Raw genomic sequence first — 17,811 nt, 5'->3', positions numbered from 1 at the left:
CCGCGTACGCACAGCCCTCCCGGCGCGTCCCGGGAACCCGGGGTGCGGTGTTTACTGGGGCGGATGAGCAGCGACAACGTCCCGAAAGCCGCCAGCCCAGGGCGCACGGTCCGCCGCAGGACCGACGCCGACCTCGACGCCTGCGTCGCCGCGCTCGCGGAGGTCCACACCCGCGACGGCTACCCGGTGAACTGGCCGGACCGCCCGGCCCGCTGGCTGGCCCCGTCCGCGCAGCTGGCGGCCTGGGTCGCGGAACTGGACGGCCGGGTCGTCGGCCATGCCGGGCTGTCCCGCAGTGAGGCGGGCGACGCGGCAGCCGCCCTGTGGAGCCGCCGCGAGGGCGTGCGCGCCGACCAGGCCGCGGTGGTCGGCCGGCTCTTCGTCGCGCCGGCCGCACGCGGCCACGGCCTCGGCGCGCTGCTGATGGCGCAGGCGCGGAGGCCCGTGAGCGCGGCCTGCACCCCGTACTGGACGTCGTGGAATCCGACGGTGCGGCGGTGGCCCTCTACGAGCGGCTCGGCTGGGAGCTGCTCGACACCGTCGAGCAGTGGTGGGGCCCCGGGCAGACCGTGACCGTGCGCTGCTACGCGGCAGGCAGCTGACCGCACCGGCCCCCGCGGTCAGAACCCCGGCTCGTCGGGAAGGCCGGTCAGCGACGCCGCGGTCCCGGTGTCGCCCGAGGCGCCCAGCCACTCGCACATCAGGACCGTGGCGTCGTCCTGCAGCTGCCCCTCGTGGTACTCCAGAACCGCATGGACCAGCCGGCGCAGCGTCTCCGGCAGCGGGAGGCCGTCGGCGTGGTGGCGTATGAGGAATTCGGTGAAGCGGTCCCGGCCGAACTCGGCGCCGCCCGGTCGGCGGGCCTCGGTGATGCCGTCGGTGAAGAGCACGACGCGGTCGCCGGGCTGCAGCTGCTCGTGGCAGACCGTGGCGGGCAGACCCAGGTCGGTGCCCATGGGGTGGCCGGGCGTGCAGCGCAGATGGCTCGTCCAGCGGTTGTCGCGGATGAGGATCGGCGGCAGGTGCCCGCGGTTGACCCAGCTGAGCATGCCGGTCCGGGTGTCGAGGGTGGCCAGGATGCCCGTGACGTAGCGCTCCTGGCCGTACTGCTCGATCAGCGCGGCCTCGACCGCGTCGCCCTTGGCGATCAGGTCCTCGCCCTGCCGCCGGGCGTTGCGGCAGGCACCCACCGCCAGCCCGGCGCACAGGCCCGCGGCGGTGTCGTGACCCATCGCGTCGAAGATCGTCAGATGGGCGAGCGGCCCGTCCAGGGCGTATTCGTAGGCGTCGCCGCTGATCTCGTAGGCGGGCTCCATGGACGCGGCGATCACGACCCGCCCGTCGGCGTAGGTGCGCTGCGGCATGAGATTCCACTGCATCTCTGCGGCGACGGTCATCGGCCGGTTCCGCACCAGCCGGGCCAGGGTGTCGCTGGACTCCTGCTTGCCGACGATGATCAGTGCAAGCAGCGCGGCCAGCCGGTTCGCGTCCTGCCGTGCGCGGTCGTCGTCGTGCACCGACCGCACCCGCAGCACCCCCACCCGCTCGGTGCCGTCGACCAGCGGCACCCACCAGTGGGCTCCGCCCGCGTCGGCCGGCGCGGCAGCCACCGGCCTGCCGTACTGGAAGGCGCGTCCGGCCGCGGTGCCCTCGATCCTGATGTCCGGCTCCGCCCCCGCTCCCGCGCCGCCGCGGCCCTCCAGCAGATGCAGGCCCGTGGCCGTGAGGTCCGCGACGTAGATGAGCACCTCGGTGAACCCCGCAGCACCGACGTGCTCAGCGGTCTTGTCCGCGAGTGCCTCCAGCGGCATCAGGTGGCTGGCGTCCAGCAGACCGGCGAGCATCGCCCGCCCGCCCGCGTCCCTGCCCTGGACCACGCTGCGCCCCTGACGTCCGTACCGGCTCCGGCCCTTCCCTTCCAGACAACCACACAAGCGGCATCCAGGGTCTGAGGCCGTGCCCCGGACGGCGGCGGGGTGGCGGCCGCACCGCTGTGCCGCCACCACCCCGCCGACCGTTCGAGGCCGGTGCTACCAGCGATACCAGCGGCCGCGGCGGCCGCTGGTGTGGGTGCCGCGGGCGAAGAACCCCAGCAGCCACAGGACGAGTACCACCACGGCGATCCACCACAGAAGATGGAGCGCGAATCCCGCACCGAACAGAAGCAGTGCGAGCAGTAGGACAACGAGCAACGGTCCCATGGATATCAACCTCCACGCAGCCGTCTGCCCCCGGTCCGCGCCCGTATGCACGGCCTTCGTGCCGCCGGCCCCGCGGGCAGCGGTGTCGGCGGGCCTGCCTACTCGAAGCGGGTGAGGTCGCCCGCACCGCGGCGCAGGACCTCGGCCTCGCCGCCGGAGAAGTCCACGACCGTGGTGGGCTCGGTGCCGCAGTCGCCGGAGTCGACCACGACGTCCACCACGTGGTCGAGGCGTTCCTTGATCTCCCAGCCCTGCGTCATCGGCTCGGCCTCGTCGGGCAGCAGCAGGGTGCTGGACACCAGCGGTTCGCCCAGCTCGGCGAGCAGCGCCTGCGTCACGACGTGGTCGGGGATGCGGACACCCACCGTCCTCTTCTTGGGGTGCAGCAGCTGGCGCGGCACTTCCTTCGTCGCCGGCAGGATGAACGTGTAGCTGCCGGGCGTGGCCGCCTTGACGGCGCGGAAGACGGCGTTGTCGACCTGCACGAACTGCCCGAGCTGCGCGAAGTTCTGGCACACCAGGGTGAAGTGGTGCCGGTCGTCGAGGTTGCGGATCGAGCGGATGCGGTCGATGCCGTCACGATTGCCCAGCCGGCAGCCGAGCGCGTAGCAGGAGTCCGTCGGGTACGCGGCGAGCGCACCGGACCTGATGCCGTCCGCGACCGCGCTGATGACGCGCGGCTGGGGGTTTTCCGGGTGTACGTCGAAGTATCGTGCCATCAGGCAAGCCTAGGGGCGGTGCGGGGAAGGGCGGCGGAGATGGCTGACGATCCCTCGGACGGGGGCAGGGGCGTGGACCCGGCGGCGGGCGGCGGACTGCCGCGGCGCACGCTGCTCGCGTCGTCGGCCGCGGCCGGCGGCGCGGTGTGGCTGCTGCGCGCACTGGTGCGGCCGGGCGCCGCCGCGGCGGCCTCGGCGCCGCCGCCCGGCTTCCCGGCGGGGCTCGACCTCTTCCAGCGCGTGTACGAGAACTGGGCCGGCGAGATCCGCACCGACCAGCTGTGGACCTGCGCCCCGCGCAGCCCGCAGGAGGTGATCGACGTCGTCAACTGGGCCTACGGCGCCGGCTGGACGGTACGCGCGCAAGGCATGCGGCACGGCTGGGCGCCCCTCACGGTGGCCGACGGCACCCCCGCCGCGGCCGACGTCGTGCTGCTGGACACCACCGCTCACCTGACCGCGATGTCCCTGGAGGGGCAGGCGGCCGACGGGTCGGCGGCGGTCCGGGTCCAGGCGGGCGCGTCGCTGGAGGCGGTGCTCGCCTTCGCCGGCGCCGCCGGATACGGGGTCACCTCCGCCCCGGCGCCCGGTGACCTGTCGGTGGGCGGCGCACTGGCGATCGGCGCGCACGGCACGGCCGTCCCCGCCGCCGGTGAGAGCCCGTCACCCGGTCAGGGCCACGGGTCGCTGAGCAACCTGGTCACCGAGCTGACCGCGGTCGTCTGGGACGGTGCCGCGGGCCGCTACGTGCTGCGGACCGTGGGCCGGGCCGAGGCCGACTGCGGTGCGCTGCTCACCCACCTCGGGCGGGCGCTCGTCATCGAGACCGTGCTGCGGGTGGGCGCCGACAGCAACCTGCGCTGCCGCTCCTACCTGGACATCCCGGCCGCCGAACTGTTCGCGGCGCCAGGAGCGCCGGCCGGTACCCGGACGCTGGCCGGCTTCGTGGACGCCACCGGGCGGGTGGAGGCGATCTGGTTCGCCTTCACCGACAGGCCCTGGCTGAAGACCTGGGCCGTCACCCCGAACCGCCCGCCGGCGGCCCGCGCGGTCACCGGGCCGTACAACTACCCCTTCTCCGACTCCCTGCCCGAGCCGGTGGCGCGACTGGCCGGGAGCCTGGTGTCCGGGGCCTGGGCGAGCGCGCCGCTCTTCGGGCAGGTCCAGTACCTGCTGGCCAAGGTCGCCCTGACCGGCGACATCACCGACGTCCTGCTGTCGGGGACCCTGGTGCGGGACGTGCTCACCGGCGACGTCCTCACCCACCTGCTCGCGGACGGCCTGCGCTCCGACCTGTGGGGCGCCTCCCGCAACCTGCTGGAGTACGTGCGGCCCACCACCTTGCGGGAGACCGCGAACGGTTACGCCGTCCTCGTCCGCCGCGCCGACCTTCAGTGGGCCGTCAGCCAGTTCGCCGACTTCTACCGCACGCTGCTCGCGCAGTACGCGGCCCGCGGCGAATACCCGGTCAACGGGCAGGTGGAGATCCGGGTGACCGGGCTGGAGGACCCGGCGGTGTGCGGTGTGCCAGGAGCCGTGCCCCCGCTGCTGTCCGCCCTGCGACCCCGCCCCGACCGGCCCGACGTCGACACCGCCGTGTGGTTCGACATCCTCTCCCTGCCGGCCACGCCCGCCCTGCACCGCTTCTACCGCGACATCGAGCAGTTCCTGCTGAGCCTGGACGGGGACCGGGCGACGGTCCGGGTGGAGTGGTCCAAGGGCTGGGCCTACACCGACAGCGCCGCGTGGTCCGACCCCGGCGTCCTCACGCAGGCTGTTCCCGCCAGCCAGCGGGCCGGGGGCGGACCCGGCTGGGACGAGGCGGTCGCGGTCCTCGACCGGCTCGACCCCCACCGGGTGCTGTCCAGCGCCTTTCTCGACGCACTGCTGCGGTGAGAGAGGGCGCGGCGGGAAAGCGGGAATTCACGGACGCAGGACTCCGCCGCGGCCGGGCCGGTGAACTTCATGTGACAGCGCGCACAGCGCGGTGAGCGTGCCGTGTCCGCTGAGCAGTACAGCGCCGGCGGCCGTGTCGTCGCTGCTGACGGGGATCACCGCACGCGCACGGTCGACGATGATCACGCGGGTGGGCCGCATGGGCAACGTCCGCACCTGCGCTCCCTGCGCCGTCAGCCACTCGACGTAACGCATCGTCGGCGGGCTGTTCCTGACGCTGTCCAGGTAGACGGCGCGACACCTCCAGCCGCCGCTGCTGCTCGGCGAGTTCCGCCTGCTGCCGGGACAGCAGCACCTCCATGCCCAGGTCGGGGGAGATCGCCTGCAGCCCGGCGTCCCCCTCCTGGGACGGGATCACCAGGACGAGTTCGCTGAGGGTGTCCAGCGCGGAACGTACCTCCTCCTCGGAAATGCCGAGTTCCTCCTGCAGCTCGCGAACACCGGATCCGGGACTGGCGAGCATCCTCCTGTACACAGCCTCTGACGCAGCATCAAGTCCAACGGTGCTTAGCACGGCAGGCCCCCCGGCCGAGATGAACAACCTGATTGTTCCGGCCCTCAATATGCAACGCAGGCAACGGGAATTCCGTTCGATGCAATCAGGAATCGCTGGCCTCTTTAGGCCATGGCCGGAAGTGTCCAGGAAGCCGTGTTTGTGCCTGAATTGCCGCGATGGAATGATCGGTTCATGTACCTCGTCCATGTGCACCTCCGACACCGAGAAGGCGCCTTGCTGCCGATCCAGGCGCCCTCCTGGATCGTCGACGCGGCCCGGCAGGCCGACTCCGTCGAACACGTCGTTGTGCACCGGCCCGCGTCGGCCACCCCCGTGCTGGGTGTCTACCTGCTCGCGGACCGCCTTGAGGACGCCGAGCAGCGGGCGGCGGACCTGTGCCGGCACGTGCTCTACGCCCGGCCGGAGCTGAGCGGCTGGGGCGTGACGGACGCGCAGGTGCCGCTGCTGCGGTTCGGCCTCGACGGGTGATCAGCCGTCAGGGACGGAACCGTCCACGGCCGCTGGTGGCCACCCGTCAGCCCTTCCACTCGGTCTGACCTGCGGGAAAGGTAGTGGGTGCCGCAAGGGCGACAGCCCGGGCGGCACACCGGACCCGGCGTCACCGCGGGACGCGGTCCGGGACGACACCCACTCCCTCGTGATCGGACAAGGACCCGTCATGTCGCGTATCCGCACCTCCCGTGCCGCCGCGGTCGCCACCCTCGCCCTGGGCGCCGCCCTGCTGGCCCCGGCCGCCGCACACCTCACCGCCCCGGCCGCGTCGCGCACCGCCGTGGTGCACGTCACCGCGGACGGTACGGCCGACCCCGCCCCGGTGGAGACCGGCGACCCGGGGACCGTGGACCCGCAGAACATGATCTGGGACTGACCCGCCGCGGGCCGCGCCGCCCGCCCGCCTGCTCACACCCACCCGCGCACGTCGATACGTTCACGCGCCCCCGCCCCGCTCGCGCACCGTCGGCGCACACCCACGCGCACCCATGCGCGCCCCTGCCAGCACACCGTCGCAGCACACCCATGCCGTCAGGAGACACGTATGTCCGTCACCCCGGTCAGCCGGGCCACATCGCGCTGTTCGCCGGCTGGACCGACTCCTCCCAGACCCGCTACTGGGCCTATGAGTTCACCGGCTCCGGTGTGCACTACCGGCAGGTCCCCTACCCCTACTTCAGCGGCTACGGGACGTTCAAGCCGGTCCGCGCGGACAACGTCGTCGACGACCCGGCGCCCACCCCCGCGGTCTCCACCGTGACGGCACCCTCAGCCGGTGACATCCTGTCCGGCACGGTGACGCTGTCGGCGAAGGTGACCGACACGACAACAGCGACTACCACGCCGCCCTGTGGACCTTCACCAGCACCGGCAGCGGAATCGCCGCCCCGGTCAAGAACTGGGACTCCGGCGAGGGCGGCTGGAACTGGGACCGCAGCGACCTCGCCTGACCCTCACCCCTTGCGGCGACCCGCCGCCACCGCCGCCGCGGCCAGCGTCAAGCCGGCCGCGGCGGCGGCCGCCGTGAGCGCCGCCGGATGGCGGGCGGCGAGGGCCTGCGGCGAGCGCGCGTGGGAGACCTCGTCGAAGGCGCCGTGCGCACCGAAGTCGCGGCCGCCGCCCAGCCGGTCCACCGGCCGCCACAGGTTGTGCGGCCGGCCGGTCGGCACCGGCTCCGCGGTCTGCTGCGAGTCGTAGCCGGTACGCGCCAGGTAGCGGTCCAGCAGCCCCGCCGCCGCCTTGTTGCCCAGGACCGTCGCGACCGTGGACGCGCCCACCGAGTACTGCCTGCGCCGCGGGTGCGCCGCCGCGTGGACGACCGCCCTGGCGGCCACCTCCGGCTGGTAGATCGGCGGCACCGGCTGCGGGTGCCGCGGCAGCCGGGACAGCACCCAGGAGAACTGCGGCGTGTTGACCGCGGGCATCTGCACCACCGTGATGTGCACGTTGCTGCCGCGGTGCATCAGCTCGGTGCGGACCGACGACGTGAAGCCGTTCACGGCGTGCTTGGCGCCGCAGTAGGCCGACTGGAGCGGGATCGACCGCTCCCCGAGCGCCGAGCCGACCTGCACGATGCTCCCGCGGTCGCGCGGCAGCATCCGGGCCAGCGCCTCGCGCGTGCCGTTGACGTACCCCAGATACGCCACGTCCGTCACCCGCCGGAACTCCTCCGGAGTGATGTCGGTGAACTCGGCGAACACCGAGGTGAAGGCCACGTTCACCCACACGTCGAGCGGCCCGAACGCCGCCTCGACCGCGTCTGCCGCCGCCGTGACCGCCGCGGCGTCGGCCACGTCGGTCGGCACCGCCAGCGCCTGCCCGCCCAGCTCCCGCACCTCGGCCGCCGCCGCCTCAAGTCCCGCGCGGCCCCGCGCCAGCAGCCCGATCCGGGCGCCGCGCCGGGCGAACTCACGTACCGTCGCCCGCCCGATGCCGCCGCTGGCGCCGGTCACCACCACCGTGGGACCCGCCGCCTCCGGCCGGCCGCCTGCCGCCTCGTCGCCGTTCGATGCCTCGCTCATGGCCACACGTCCTGTCCGGGTAGGGAAAGCGGTGTGGCTGACGGCTGCCCGCTCCGCGGGGCGGCATGCACGGCCTGCGGGGGCCGGCCATCCGGGGGCCACCGGGAGTACCGCACTCCCGGGCGGGGCAACCGCCCGCTATGGACCATTCCGTGGCGCCCGTCCTGGACGCCCTCGCCGCCTACCACCGCGAAGGGCAGTTCCCCTTCACCCCGCCGGGCCACAAGCAGGGCCGCGGCGCGGACCCGCGGGTGCGGGCGGTGCTGGGGGACGCCGTCTTCGCCGCCGACGTGCTGGCCGTGGCCGGTCTCGACGACCGGCGCTCGACCGGCGGGGTGCTGGAGCGCGCGCAGCAGCTGATGGCCGACGCGGTGGGCGCCGAGCACACCTTCTTCTCCACCTGCGGCAGCTCGCTGTCCGTGAAGGCCGCGATGCTCGCGGTCGCCCGGCCGCACGAGGAGCTGCTGATCGGCAGGGACGCCCACAAGTCCGTCATCGCCGGGCTGATCCTCGCCGGGATCCGACCGGTCTGGGTGGACCCGCAGTGGGACGCAGAACGCCACCTCGCCCACCCGCCGAGCCCGCAGGCCTTCGCCGCCCGCCTCGAAGAGCACCCGGACGCGAGCGGCCTGCTGGTCACCAGCCCCACGCCGTACGGCACGTGCGCCGACCTCGGCGGGATCGTCCGGGTCGCGCACGAGCGCGGCCTGCCCGTCGTGGTGGACGAGGCGTGGGGCGCCCACCTGCCCTTCCACCCGGGGCTGCCGACCTGGGCGATGGACGCGGGGGCGGACGTGTGCGTCACCTCCGTGCACAAGATGGGCTCAGGGCTGGAGCAGGGCTCGGTCTTCCACCTCCAGGGCGACCGCATCACCCCCGAGACGCTGGCCGCCCGGGCCGACCTGCTCGGCACGACCAGTCCCTCGGTGCTGCTCTACGCGGGCCTCGACGGCTGGCGGCGGCAGATGGTCGAGCAGGGCCGCGAGCTGTACGACGAGGCGCTCGCGCTCGCCGACCGCACCCGGGTACGTATCGCCGGCATCGACGGCCTGCACGTCAACGGGCGCGACGACTTCTGCGGCCCGGGCCGCGCCGCCGACATGGACACCCTCCAGGTCTTCGTCGAGGTCACCGCGCTCGGCGTGAGCGGATACGACGCCGCCGACTGGCTCAGGCAGCACCACAGGATCAACCTGCACGTCGCCGACCACCGCAGGATCAGCGCCCAGCTCACCCACGCCGACGACGACACCACCGCGGAGCGGCTGGTGCACGCCCTGTGCGACCTGACCGCGCACACCGGGGACCTGCGCCCCGCGCCCGAGGTGGCGCTGCCGAGCCCCGCAGAGCTGCGGCTCGACCAGGCCGTCTCGCCGCGTGACGCCTTCTTCGGCCACGTCGAGCAGGTGCCCTGCGGCGAGGCGGCGGGCCGTATCGCCGCCGAGATGCTCACCCCCTACCCGCCCGGCATCCCCGCCGCGCTCCCCGGCGAGCGGCTGAACCCGGCCGTCGTGGACTACCTGCGGTCCGGCGTCGCGGCGGGCATGGTCGTGCCGGACGCGGCCGACCCGTCGGCACGGACCGTGCGGGTGCTGGTCGAGAAGCACGGCTGAGCGGTGCGGTGATCCGGCTCAGGCCGGGTAGCCGGGCCGTATGAGGACTGCTGCAACACTCGGGGTGGAGGAGGAGTACGTCCTGCTCGACCAGGACACCGGGCTGCCCGTGCCGCGGGCCGCCCGCGTACAGGCCGCGGCGCGCTACGAACCCGTCCTGCGGCGCGGCGAGGTCGACAACGAACTGCTGCAGGCGCTCGTGGAGGTCGCCACTCCCGTCTGCACCGGGCTCGACGAGGTCACCGGTCACCTCGCCCGGCTGCGCCAGGCGCTGGCCGCGCCCACGCAGGAGGCCGGATGCCGGCTGGCGGCCACCGGCGCCGCACCGCTGACAGCGGCGTCCGAGGTGCCCGTCACCCGCGAGCGGCGCTACCGGGAGATGCGGGTCGACGCCGCGCAGCTCGTCGAGGAGCAGCTGATCGCCGGGATGCACGTCCATGTCGCGGTGCCGGACCGGGCGGCCGGCGCGGCGGCGCTGGGGCGGCTGCGGCCCTGGCTGCCGGTGCTGATCGCGCTGGCCGCCAACTCGCCGTACTGGCAGGGCGGCGACACCGGGTACGCCAGCTGGCGGACCGTGGTCTTCGGGCGCTGGCCGGTCAGCGGGCCGCCGCCCTTCACCGCGGACGCCGCGGGCTACGACCGGCACGTGCGGGCGCTGCTGGCCACCGGCGTCATACCCGACCGGCACCAGCTGTACTGGCACGCCCGGCTCTCCGAGGAGTACCCGACGCTGGAGGTCCGCGCCGCCGACGTGCAACTGGACGTGGACACCGCCGTCACCCTCGCCGGCGTCGCCCGCGCCCTGGTGGTGACCGGGCTGCGGCAGGCCCGCAGGGGAGTGCGGCCCCTGGACCCGCCGCCCGGGGTGCTCGACGCCGCCTCCTGGCACGCGGCCCGGCACGGCCTGGACGGCACGCTGGTCGACCCCCGGCGGTGCGTACCCGTTCCCGCGGCGGACGCCGTGGGCGCGCTGCTCGACCACCTGACGCCCGCGCTGGGCGACCTCGGCGACGAGCAGCGGGTCACCGAGGGCGTCGGGCGCATCCTGGACGCGGGCACCGGGGCCGCCCGCCAGCGCGCCGTCTTCGCGAAGGCCGGCACGGAAGGGCTGCTCGACCTGATCGCGCCGGGGCCGGGCACGCCGTGAAGACCGGGTACGTCCCGAGCCGGCTCAGCGCTCCCGCAGCAGGGCGTCGAGGCGGCGGCGCGCGGGGCCGAGCGAGCGGGGGCGCGGGGCGTCCCGCCAGGGGTCGGCCGCGGCCAGCGCGTCGGCGTCGGCGAGCGTCCAGCGGCGGGCACTCACCTCGGGGTCGTCCACGTCGTCCCAGGTCAGCGGGGCAGCGACGGGGGCGCCTGCCAGGGAGCGGAGCGCGTAGGGGGCCACCGACGTCTGGCCGTACGCGTTGCGCTGCACATCGAGGTAGAGGCGGCCACGGCGGGCGGCCTTGCGCGGCTCGGCGGTGAGGGTGCGCGGGTGGCGGGCGGCCAGCAGGTCCGCCGCGTCACGTGCGAAGGCCCGGACGTCGTCCACCGCGGCCCTGCCGTCCAGCGCGACCAGGACGTGGAGCCCGCGCGAGCCGGTCGTCATCACCGTCGAGGGCAGCTCCAGCTCGTCCAGCAGTCCCCGCACCCGCCGTGCCGCGTCCCGCACCGGCTCGAAAGCCGTGTCCGGCGGGTCGAGGTCGAAGACCAGGCGGTCCGGGTGGTCCGCCCGGTCCGCGCGGGACAGGAAGCGGTGCAGCGTCACGCACGCCTGCCCGGCGAGGTGGACCAGCGTCGCGGTGTCGTCGCAGACGGTGTAGGTGACCGTGCCGCCCTCCTTGGGCAGTTCGGCCCTGCGCACCCAGTCCGGTACGTGGTCAGGGGTGTCCTTCTGCATGAAGCCCGGGCCGTCGATGCCGTCGGGGTGCCGCTCCAGCGTGAGCGGCCGGCCGCGCACCTGCGGCAGCATCCGCGGGGCCACGGTCTTGTAGTACGCCGCCACGTCGGCCTTCGTCAGGCCGTCAGCGGGGAAGAGCACCTTGCCCGGGCGGCTGATCCGCACGCTCCGGCGGCCCGCCCGTACCGTCTCGTAGGTCGCAGCACTCATCGTCGGCCTCCCTCGCAGCCTCCCGGTCCGCGCGTCAGTCCGTACGGGTCCAGGTGTCTGCCTCGCCCGCCTCCGCCGCCGCCCGCATCTGCCCGAGGGTGCGGCCGCTGAGCGCGGACCGGGCGCGGTGCGGGTCGGGGGTGGGGTGCCGGCCCGCCTGGGCGTCCGCGCGCTTGACCAGCAGCCACGCCTCGCGCCCGCCTTCGTCGCCGGAACCGCGGAAGCGGGTCAGCGAGTAGCCGCCGTGCAGCTTGCGGCCCGCGAGCCGGAAGGACACATGGCCGCGTCCGACTCCCTCGGCGAGCGTGAGCGGACGGCCGCGCCGGTCCGCGGTCAGGTTCTCGTAGGTGCCCTCGTCCCAGACGATGACCGTGCCGGCGCCGTACTCGCCGCGGGTGATGGCGCCCTCGAAGGCGCGGTAGTCCAGCGGGTGGTCCTCGGTCGGCATCGCGAGCCGCTTGTCGTGCGGGTCGTCGGAGGGGCCTTTGGGCACCGCCCACGACTTCAGCACCCCGTCGGCCTCCAGCCGGAAGTCGAAGTGCAGGGTGGAGGCGTCGTGGATCTGCACCACGAAGGAGGCACCGCCGCCCTCGGGCGCACCGCCGGTCTCCAGCGCACCGCTCTCCTCGCCGCGGCCCGAGGGCTCGCGGGACTTCGAGAAGTCCCGCCGGCGTCGGTACTCCGCCAGCGCGTCGCGGGGGGCCATGGCGTGCCTCCTTTCACCGGCTCTCCCCGCGCGTACCCGCAACCCCGGCGGATATCCGCCCAGCACAGCGGCACCGCCGGGCACCGCGGCGGATACGGCCGGCGGACGCGCGGGCGGCGGCGGTACGGGGCGCCCCTGCCGGACACCTGTCCGGCACCAACTGGCCCACAAGTCACTTGTCGCACACTGTCGTCGGCCGCGGAAACGATCTTCGTAAACACGTTCGGCTCCCGTGGTCGCCGACCGTGCGGCGCATGGACCGTGTGCCGCCCACCGTCCTCACCTGGGGGAGTCTGTGATCAAGCGCAGGTCATTACTGCTGGGCGGCGCTGTGGCGGCGACGGGTGCCGCGAGTGCTACCGGCGCAGGCGTGCTCCTGCTCTCCGCTTCGCCGAGCAGCGCCGCGGCGCCCGCGCCGACGACGAGCGGCGCCACGACCGCCACGGGCATCGACCCGGGAAGCATCGCCAAATACGTCCTCAAGATGCCGGTGCTGCCCCACCAGCGCCCCCGCCGTGTGTCGTTCACGACCGACTACTACCGGATGACCATGGCGGAGGCCTACAAGGAGGTCATCCCGGGCTTCCAGACCAAGGTCAACACCTTCAACGGGAGCTTCCCCGGTCCGGTCATCGACGCCTGGTCGGGCCGGCGGGTGGTCATCGAGCAGACCAACAAGCTCGACGTCCCCACCTCGGTCCACCTGCACGGCGCGCACGTGCCCTCGTCCAGCGACGGCGGCCCGATGGACCTGATAGCCCCCGGCGGCGGCACCAAGACGTACACGTACCCCAACGAGCAGACGCACGCCAACCTGTGGTTCCACGACCATGCCCACCACATCGAGTCCGAGACCGTCTACCGCGGCCTGACCGGGACCTACATCCTGCGGGACCAGGTCGAGGCGCGGCTCGGCCTGCCGTCGGGGAAGTACGACATCCCCATCTCGGTGCGCGACGCCCGCTTCGACGCCGACGGCCAGCTGCACTTCGAGATGGACGACTTCTTCAACCGCCAGGTGGTCCTCGCCAACGGCAAGGCGTGGCCGTACTTCGAGGTCGCCGCGCGCAAGTACCGCTTCCGTATCTACAACACCGCCAACCTGCGCAGCTTCCAGTTCGCCCTCGGCGACGGCTCGCCCTTCACCCTCATCGGCACCGACGGCGGCCTGCTGGCCGAGCCGTACGTCACCACTTCGGTGCTGCTCTCGCCCGGTGAGCGCGCCGACATCGTGGTCGACTTCTCGCGCTACCCGGTCGGCACGGAACTGGAACTGAGGAACGTCATCACCCAGGCCCCCGGGACGCCGCCCGACGTCAACCAGGTCCTGCAGTTCCGCGTCACCCGCACCGAGCGGGACCACAGCGTCGTCCCGGCGAAGCTGCGCACCCTGCCCGCGCTGCGGCCCGCCACCGTCGAGCGCTCCTTCAGCCTGCTGATGGACGAGTCGTCGCAGGAGCCGGCGTGGGCGTACATCAACGGCAAGGAGTACGACCCCGACCGCATCGACACCACGATCGACTACGGCACCACGGAGATCTGGACCGTCACCAACGACAACAAGATCGCACCGCACAACTTCCACATCCACCTGGTGATGTTCCGGGTGCTGGAACGCGGCGGTGTGCCGGTCACCGAGGGCGCCGAGACCGGTCTGAAGGACACGGTCTTCCTGCGGGCCGGCGAGACGGTGAAACTGCAGGCCACCTTCACCGGTTACCGCGGTGTCTACCTCTACCACTGCCACCTGTTCGACCACGCGTCGATGGGCATGATGGCGCAGATGCAGGTCGTCTGAGCCGTACGGCGGCGCGTACCGCAAGCGCACGGCCGGCGGGGTGTCCCGAGGCGCCCCGCCGGCCGTGGTCCACTCCGGCCCTGCCGCGCTTCCGGCCGGGCGCACGGGCGGGCGTTCGTAAGCCGGCCGGGCCGTCCCGCGCACCGCGAACGAGGAGCAGGCCATGCCCGGCAGCACCAGGATCCGCCTGATAGAGCCCGCCGACGCCGTCCGGATCGCCGCGCACAGGACGCGGGACGCCGAGGCCCTGCGGCGGTGGGAGCCGGAACGGCCGGCCGGCTTCCTGACCCCCGAAGGCCAGGCCGAGCGGATCGAGACGCTGCTGGCCCGATACCGGGCCGGTTCCTCCTGGCCGGGGGTGGTCCTCGCGGACGGTCAGGTGATCGGGCAGGTCACCGTCCTGGACATCCGGCCGGAGCCGCACATGCGCCGCGGCACCGTCGGCTACTGGATCGCCGGCGCGGCCCAGAACCGCGGGCATGCGGGGCGCGCCCTCGGGCTCGTGCTGCAGGTGATGACCGGCGAACTCGGACTGCGCCGCGCCGAGGCGGCCACCCGCCTGGAGAACCTGGCGTCGCATCAGGTGCTGCGCCGCAACGGGTTCAGCCCCTACGGCATCGCGCACTCCTCGATCTTCATCGACGGGAGCTGGCGGGACGACCTGCTGTGGGAGCGGAACCTCGGCGACACGGCCGAACCTCCGCGGACTTCGCGCTAGCGTGGCCCGCATGCCGGAACTGAGCCCTGTCATATGGCCGCCAGAACCGATCAGGACGGCGCGGCTGGTGCTGCGCCGGCCCGAGGCCCGCGACCGTGCCGCCTTCGTCGAACTGCTGGCTTCCCCCGAGGTGCACACCTACCTCGGCGGCCCGCGCGCACGCGAGGAGCTGGAGCGCGAGCTGCCCGCGGCGCCCGAGCAGTGGCCCGGGAGCTTCGCCGTCGAACTGGACGGGGAGATGATCGGCCAGATCCTGCTGCGGCGGGCGCCGGCCGAGCACCGCCCGGCCGCCGCGGGCCGTGCCGACCTGGGCTACCTGTTCCTGCCGCGGGCCTGGGGGCTCGGTTACGCCGCCGAGGCCTGCTCTGCGGCACTGGACTGGTTCGACGGCGTCCTGCCCGGCGAGCCGGTGGTGCTCGCCACCCAGACCGCGAACACCGCCTCGATGCGTCTGGCGGCCAAGCTCGGCTTCACCGAGGTGGAGCGCTTCCGCGCCTGGGACGCGGAGCAGTGGCTCGGCAGGCGCCCGCCGGCGTCCCCGCACCGCGACCAGTACGGTGACGGTGAGTCAGACTCGGGCCTGCGGTAGCCTCCTGGGGCGATCCGCAACCGAGAGGGCGACCATGTACGCAAAAGACGCTGAGCTGGCCGAAGTTCTGAGCGGGCAGCTCGGTGACGAGACGATCACCGCTGCGGCCTACGCGCGGGTCAACACCAGCCTCAGCCCGGCCCGCATGCTGACACCGCTCGGCAACTACCTGGTCGCCCGGCCCGCCGCCCGTTCGTCGGCGAAGAAGATCACCGAGCAGACGGGCGTCCCGCTCGACGCGGCAGTCGTGTTCGGCGCCGGAAGCAGCGCCCTGCACGTGTGGACCGCCGACCCGATGCTCAACCGGGTCGGCAAGCACCTGGGGCAGGTCCCGTACGAGAACATCGCGTCCATCAAGGTGGAGGGCGGCAAGAGCTGGCAGCCGGTCACCATCACCATGGCGGACGGCGCGAGCATGACCCTGGAAGGGCGCGGCGCCATCCACGCCGTGGCGGCCGAACTCGACAAGCACAAGGCCTGATCCGCCGCCCGCCCGCCCGCCCGCCCGCCCGCCCGTCAGCCGGCCGGCAGTTGCGGGCCGCGGCCATCAGCGGGCCGACGCCGCTCCAGTAGGGCATGGGGCGCACGGCGGTGGCGCCGGTGGTCATCAGGAAGGCGCCGTCGCCGCCCTCCTGCCGACGAGGGCGAGGATCCCCGCCGGCCCAGTACACCCTGACCCCGCTCGGCCGCGGCCTGCACGAGATCGTCATGCAGCTGATCGGCTGGGTCTGCGACCACCACGACGAGATCCGCGCGAACCGCTACCGGGCCGGTACCTCTTCGGCCCGGTAGCGGTTCGCGTCCGTGATGGCGGGTGTCCGCCGCTGCGTCAGCTCAGCGACCAGGTCTGGTTGGCGCCGCCGTTGGCCGTCCACTGCTCGACCTCGGCGCCGTCCGCGGTGGAGCCGCTCACCACGTCGGCGGCCAGGCCGCTGGAGAGGCTGACCAGGACGTAGCTGCGGTTGGCCGTGGAGGTGTAGCTGCCGGTCGCCTGGAGCACCCACTGCTGGTTGGCGCCCGCGTTCGCGGACCAGATGTCCAGCCGGGTTCCGGTGGCCGTCGAACTGCCCGGGACCTCGAGGAGTTTGCCGCTGCCGACCCCGGTGACGGTGTAGGTGCTGCCCGTGGTGCGGGCGAGCCGCCACTGCTGGTTGGTGCCGCCGTTGGCGCTCCACTGGACGACTCCGGAGCCGTCCGCGGTGGCGGCGTCCTTCACGTCCAGGCGCTTGCCGCTGTGGGCAGCGGTGAGCTGGTAGGTGCCGTCGGCCGGGTTCGAGGTGCCGGTCCAGGTGCCGGACGCCGCGTCCAGCGTCCAGGAGTTCTGCCACGTCACGACGGCCGTGCTGCCGCCCAGGGTGAGCGGCAGCCACACCTCGGGGGAGGAGCCGAGGTCGCCGGTGGTCCACCGGTCGGCGGCGAAGACGTACGTCGTCCCGCTGCTGCCCGCCACCGGGATCACGTTGGCGGTCTGCGAGTTGTAGGTGTGCGTGCCGACCGGCGCGAAGGTGCGGAAGGAGGACCAACTGCCGGTCAGGGACGTGGCGGTGGAGTACACGTTGTCGTTGGTCGACCACCCGGTCAGGCTGGAGGCGAACAGGTAGTAGCGCCCGTTCGCCTTGACCATGGCGGGTGCCTCGTAGTCGCCGAACAGGTGCACCGACTCGGTGACGGACAGGTAGTCGGCGGAGAGCCGGTCGATGCGCAGCCCGTTGGCGCGGTCCTCGGTGAGCAGGTAGGCGGAGCCGTCGGTGTCCTGGAAGAGCCCGATGTCGCGGCTCTGCTGCCCCAGCGGCTGGAAGCTGCCCCGGTAGGAGTACGGCCCGCAGGGCGAACTGCTGGTGGCGACGCCGACCTTGGCCTCGCCGTAGGAGCTGCTGTCGATGTGCAGGTACATCACATACGTCCGGGTGGACGCGTTGTAGATCACCTTGGGACGCTCCACCACCCGGCCGGGGCCGAGGTCCCCGCTGCCCTGCCGGGTCAGCGCGTCGGCCTGCCGGCTCCAGTGCGCGAGGTCGGTCGAGCTGTAGCAGGCGATGGACTGGAAGGACGCCGAACTCGACGACTCGCCGGACTTGTTCTCGCCGAAGCCGTACCAGGTCGACCCGGACTTGACGATGCCCAGGCCGTGCAGCTGCAGGGGCGCCCCTGAGCTGTCCTGCCAGGCGGCGCCCGGGGTGAAGACGGCCGCGGTCGCGGCGGGCGCCCGCGCGGCGCCGGCGACCGCGCCGGCGAGGACGACGAGCACGGCGGCCAGCAGCCGCCACAGGCGGGTACGAGCGAGCAGGCCGGGCCGTGCGTGTGCTGTGAGCAGAACCGGTGGGGCGGACATGCGTCACCTCTTCGTAGGTGGGACACGCGGAAACCGGAGCCGGGGGTGGGGGACCGCCGG

Annotated in this window: 18 protein-coding genes and 1 pseudogene; 11 read left to right on the top strand and 8 right to left on the bottom strand. The window is 73.4% G+C overall.

What is annotated here, in order from left to right:
• The first annotated feature begins 63 nt into the window (after positions 1-63).
• Positions 64-602, top strand: a pseudogene (locus tag JT723_RS13935) (GNAT family N-acetyltransferase).
• An 18-nt stretch (positions 603-620) separates the two neighbouring features.
• Here JT723_RS13935 and JT723_RS13930 read toward each other — a convergent pair.
• The 3 genes from JT723_RS13930 to JT723_RS13920 all read right to left on the bottom strand — a co-directional run bounded on the left by JT723_RS13930 (position 621) and on the right by JT723_RS13920 (position 2,920).
• Positions 621-1,844 (bottom strand): PP2C family protein-serine/threonine phosphatase, encoded by a 1,224-nt coding sequence (locus tag JT723_RS13930; protein WP_205045130.1) that lies wholly within the window; start codon positions 1,842-1,844, stop codon positions 621-623.
• Positions 1,845-2,030: 186 nt separating this feature from the next.
• The gene (locus JT723_RS13925; protein WP_205044912.1) at positions 2,031-2,201 is read right to left on the bottom strand and encodes a DUF5670 family protein; all 171 of its coding nucleotides are present in this window, start codon (positions 2,199-2,201) and stop codon (positions 2,031-2,033) included.
• 98 nt (positions 2,202-2,299) lie between these two features.
• Positions 2,300-2,920: an L-threonylcarbamoyladenylate synthase gene (locus tag JT723_RS13920; RefSeq protein WP_205044911.1), complete on the bottom strand. Its 621-nt coding sequence runs from the start codon at positions 2,918-2,920 to the stop codon at positions 2,300-2,302.
• A gap of 39 nt (positions 2,921-2,959) precedes the next feature.
• On the opposite strand from JT723_RS13920, the gene JT723_RS13915 reads away from it, so the two are divergent.
• Positions 2,960-4,816, top strand: a complete 1,857-nt coding sequence (locus JT723_RS13915; protein WP_205044910.1) for a cholesterol oxidase substrate-binding domain-containing protein — start codon at positions 2,960-2,962, stop codon at positions 4,814-4,816.
• A 67-nt stretch (positions 4,817-4,883) separates the two neighbouring features.
• Here the strand turns inward: JT723_RS13915 and JT723_RS13910 are convergent, their stop codons facing one another.
• Entirely contained in the window at positions 4,884-5,339 is a 456-nt protein-coding gene (locus JT723_RS13910) for a hypothetical protein (RefSeq protein ID WP_205044909.1), read from the bottom strand.
• A 267-nt stretch (positions 5,340-5,606) separates the two neighbouring features.
• On the opposite strand from JT723_RS13910, the gene JT723_RS13905 reads away from it, so the two are divergent.
• Together JT723_RS13905 and JT723_RS13900 are read left to right on the top strand one after the other, a co-directional pair.
• Complete coding sequence (locus tag JT723_RS13905) at positions 5,607-5,861, top strand: hypothetical protein (RefSeq protein ID WP_205044908.1); 255 nt, start codon at positions 5,607-5,609, stop codon at positions 5,859-5,861.
• 190 nt (positions 5,862-6,051) lie between these two features.
• Positions 6,052-6,261 carry a hypothetical protein gene (locus JT723_RS13900; protein WP_205044907.1) on the top strand — a complete coding sequence of 70 codons (210 nt, stop codon included), beginning with the start codon at positions 6,052-6,054 and terminating at the stop codon, positions 6,259-6,261.
• 577 nt (positions 6,262-6,838) lie between these two features.
• Here the strand turns inward: JT723_RS13900 and JT723_RS13895 are convergent.
• Entirely contained in the window at positions 6,839-7,906 is a 1,068-nt protein-coding gene (locus JT723_RS13895; RefSeq protein WP_205044906.1) for an SDR family oxidoreductase, read from the bottom strand.
• Between the two features lie 140 nt (positions 7,907-8,046).
• Between JT723_RS13895 and JT723_RS13890 the strand changes: the two genes are divergently transcribed.
• Positions 8,047-9,519, top strand: coding sequence for an aminotransferase class I/II-fold pyridoxal phosphate-dependent enzyme (locus tag JT723_RS13890; RefSeq protein ID WP_205044905.1), 1,473 nt, complete (start codon positions 8,047-8,049; stop codon positions 9,517-9,519).
• A gap of 40 nt (positions 9,520-9,559) precedes the next feature.
• Entirely contained in the window at positions 9,560-10,666 is a 1,107-nt protein-coding gene (locus tag JT723_RS13885; RefSeq protein WP_205044904.1) for a carboxylate-amine ligase, read from the top strand.
• Between the two features lie 24 nt (positions 10,667-10,690).
• Here JT723_RS13885 and ligD read toward each other — a convergent pair whose 3' ends face one another.
• Both ligD and JT723_RS13875 read right to left on the bottom strand, forming a co-directional pair.
• Positions 10,691-11,608, bottom strand: coding sequence for a non-homologous end-joining DNA ligase (gene ligD / locus JT723_RS13880; RefSeq protein WP_205044903.1), 918 nt, complete (start codon positions 11,606-11,608; stop codon positions 10,691-10,693).
• A 34-nt stretch (positions 11,609-11,642) separates the two neighbouring features.
• The gene (locus JT723_RS13875) at positions 11,643-12,314 is read right to left on the bottom strand and encodes a DNA polymerase ligase N-terminal domain-containing protein (protein ID WP_205044902.1); all 672 of its coding nucleotides are present in this window, start codon (positions 12,312-12,314) and stop codon (positions 11,643-11,645) included.
• Positions 12,315-12,684: 370 nt separating this feature from the next.
• On the opposite strand from JT723_RS13875, the gene JT723_RS13870 reads away from it, so the two are divergent.
• The 5 genes from JT723_RS13870 (at position 12,685) to JT723_RS13850 (ending at position 16,211) form a co-directional block, all read left to right on the top strand.
• On the top strand, positions 12,685-14,112 hold the full coding sequence (locus tag JT723_RS13870) for a multicopper oxidase family protein (protein ID WP_251513129.1): 1,428 nt from the start codon (positions 12,685-12,687) through the stop codon (positions 14,110-14,112).
• A 163-nt stretch (positions 14,113-14,275) separates the two neighbouring features.
• On the top strand, positions 14,276-14,830 hold the full coding sequence (locus tag JT723_RS13865) for a GNAT family N-acetyltransferase (protein ID WP_205044900.1): 555 nt from the start codon (positions 14,276-14,278) through the stop codon (positions 14,828-14,830).
• A gap of 10 nt (positions 14,831-14,840) precedes the next feature.
• Positions 14,841-15,419: a GNAT family N-acetyltransferase gene (locus JT723_RS13860; RefSeq protein WP_205044899.1), complete on the top strand. Its 579-nt coding sequence runs from the start codon at positions 14,841-14,843 to the stop codon at positions 15,417-15,419.
• Between the two features lie 34 nt (positions 15,420-15,453).
• Positions 15,454-15,900 (top strand): hypothetical protein, encoded by a 447-nt coding sequence (locus JT723_RS13855; RefSeq protein ID WP_205044898.1) that lies wholly within the window; start codon positions 15,454-15,456, stop codon positions 15,898-15,900.
• A 95-nt stretch (positions 15,901-15,995) separates the two neighbouring features.
• Positions 15,996-16,211 carry a helix-turn-helix transcriptional regulator gene (locus JT723_RS13850; RefSeq protein WP_205044897.1) on the top strand — a complete coding sequence of 72 codons (216 nt, stop codon included), beginning with the start codon at positions 15,996-15,998 and terminating at the stop codon, positions 16,209-16,211.
• A 37-nt stretch (positions 16,212-16,248) separates the two neighbouring features.
• Here JT723_RS13850 and JT723_RS13845 read toward each other — a convergent pair whose 3' ends face one another.
• On the bottom strand, positions 16,249-17,751 hold the full coding sequence (locus JT723_RS13845) for an RICIN domain-containing protein (RefSeq protein ID WP_205044896.1): 1,503 nt from the start codon (positions 17,749-17,751) through the stop codon (positions 16,249-16,251).
• Positions 17,752-17,811 lie beyond the last annotated feature (60 nt).

The organism is Actinacidiphila bryophytorum (genome assembly GCF_016916835.1).
Lineage (GTDB): Bacteria > Actinomycetota > Actinomycetes > Streptomycetales > Streptomycetaceae > Actinacidiphila > Actinacidiphila bryophytorum.
Note: the sequence above shows the minus strand (reverse complement) of the source record. Positions and strands in the feature narration are given on the sequence as shown.

What these genes read in the sequence shown, in the direction of transcription:
- JT723_RS13915 (WP_205044910.1), top strand. Translation starts at nt 2,960, where the DNA reads ATGGCTGACGATCCCTCGGACGGGGGCAGGGGCGTGGACCCGGCGGCG.
- JT723_RS13895 (WP_205044906.1), bottom strand. Translation starts at nt 7,906, where the DNA reads ATGAGCGAGGCATCGAACGGCGACGAGGCGGCAGGCGGCCGGCCGGAG.
- JT723_RS13885 (WP_205044904.1), top strand. Translation starts at nt 9,560, where the DNA reads ATGAGGACTGCTGCAACACTCGGGGTGGAGGAGGAGTACGTCCTGCTC.
- JT723_RS13845 (WP_205044896.1), bottom strand. Translation starts at nt 17,751, where the DNA reads ATGTCCGCCCCACCGGTTCTGCTCACAGCACACGCACGGCCCGGCCTG.
- ligD (WP_205044903.1), bottom strand. Translation starts at nt 11,608, where the DNA reads ATGAGTGCTGCGACCTACGAGACGGTACGGGCGGGCCGCCGGAGCGTG.
- JT723_RS13860 (WP_205044899.1), top strand. Translation starts at nt 14,841, where the DNA reads ATGCCGGAACTGAGCCCTGTCATATGGCCGCCAGAACCGATCAGGACG.
- JT723_RS13920 (WP_205044911.1), bottom strand. Translation starts at nt 2,920, where the DNA reads ATGGCACGATACTTCGACGTACACCCGGAAAACCCCCAGCCGCGCGTC.
- JT723_RS13910 (WP_205044909.1), bottom strand. Translation starts at nt 5,339, where the DNA reads ATGCTCGCCAGTCCCGGATCCGGTGTTCGCGAGCTGCAGGAGGAACTC.
- JT723_RS13875 (WP_205044902.1), bottom strand. Translation starts at nt 12,314, where the DNA reads ATGGCCCCCCGCGACGCGCTGGCGGAGTACCGACGCCGGCGGGACTTC.
- JT723_RS13890 (WP_205044905.1), top strand. Translation starts at nt 8,047, where the DNA reads ATGGACCATTCCGTGGCGCCCGTCCTGGACGCCCTCGCCGCCTACCAC.
- JT723_RS13900 (WP_205044907.1), top strand. Translation starts at nt 6,052, where the DNA reads ATGTCGCGTATCCGCACCTCCCGTGCCGCCGCGGTCGCCACCCTCGCC.
- JT723_RS13850 (WP_205044897.1), top strand. Translation starts at nt 15,996, where the DNA reads ATGGGGCGCACGGCGGTGGCGCCGGTGGTCATCAGGAAGGCGCCGTCG.
- JT723_RS13865 (WP_205044900.1), top strand. Translation starts at nt 14,276, where the DNA reads ATGCCCGGCAGCACCAGGATCCGCCTGATAGAGCCCGCCGACGCCGTC.
- JT723_RS13925 (WP_205044912.1), bottom strand. Translation starts at nt 2,201, where the DNA reads ATGGGACCGTTGCTCGTTGTCCTACTGCTCGCACTGCTTCTGTTCGGT.
- JT723_RS13855 (WP_205044898.1), top strand. Translation starts at nt 15,454, where the DNA reads ATGTACGCAAAAGACGCTGAGCTGGCCGAAGTTCTGAGCGGGCAGCTC.
- JT723_RS13930 (WP_205045130.1), bottom strand. Translation starts at nt 1,844, where the DNA reads ATGCTCGCCGGTCTGCTGGACGCCAGCCACCTGATGCCGCTGGAGGCA.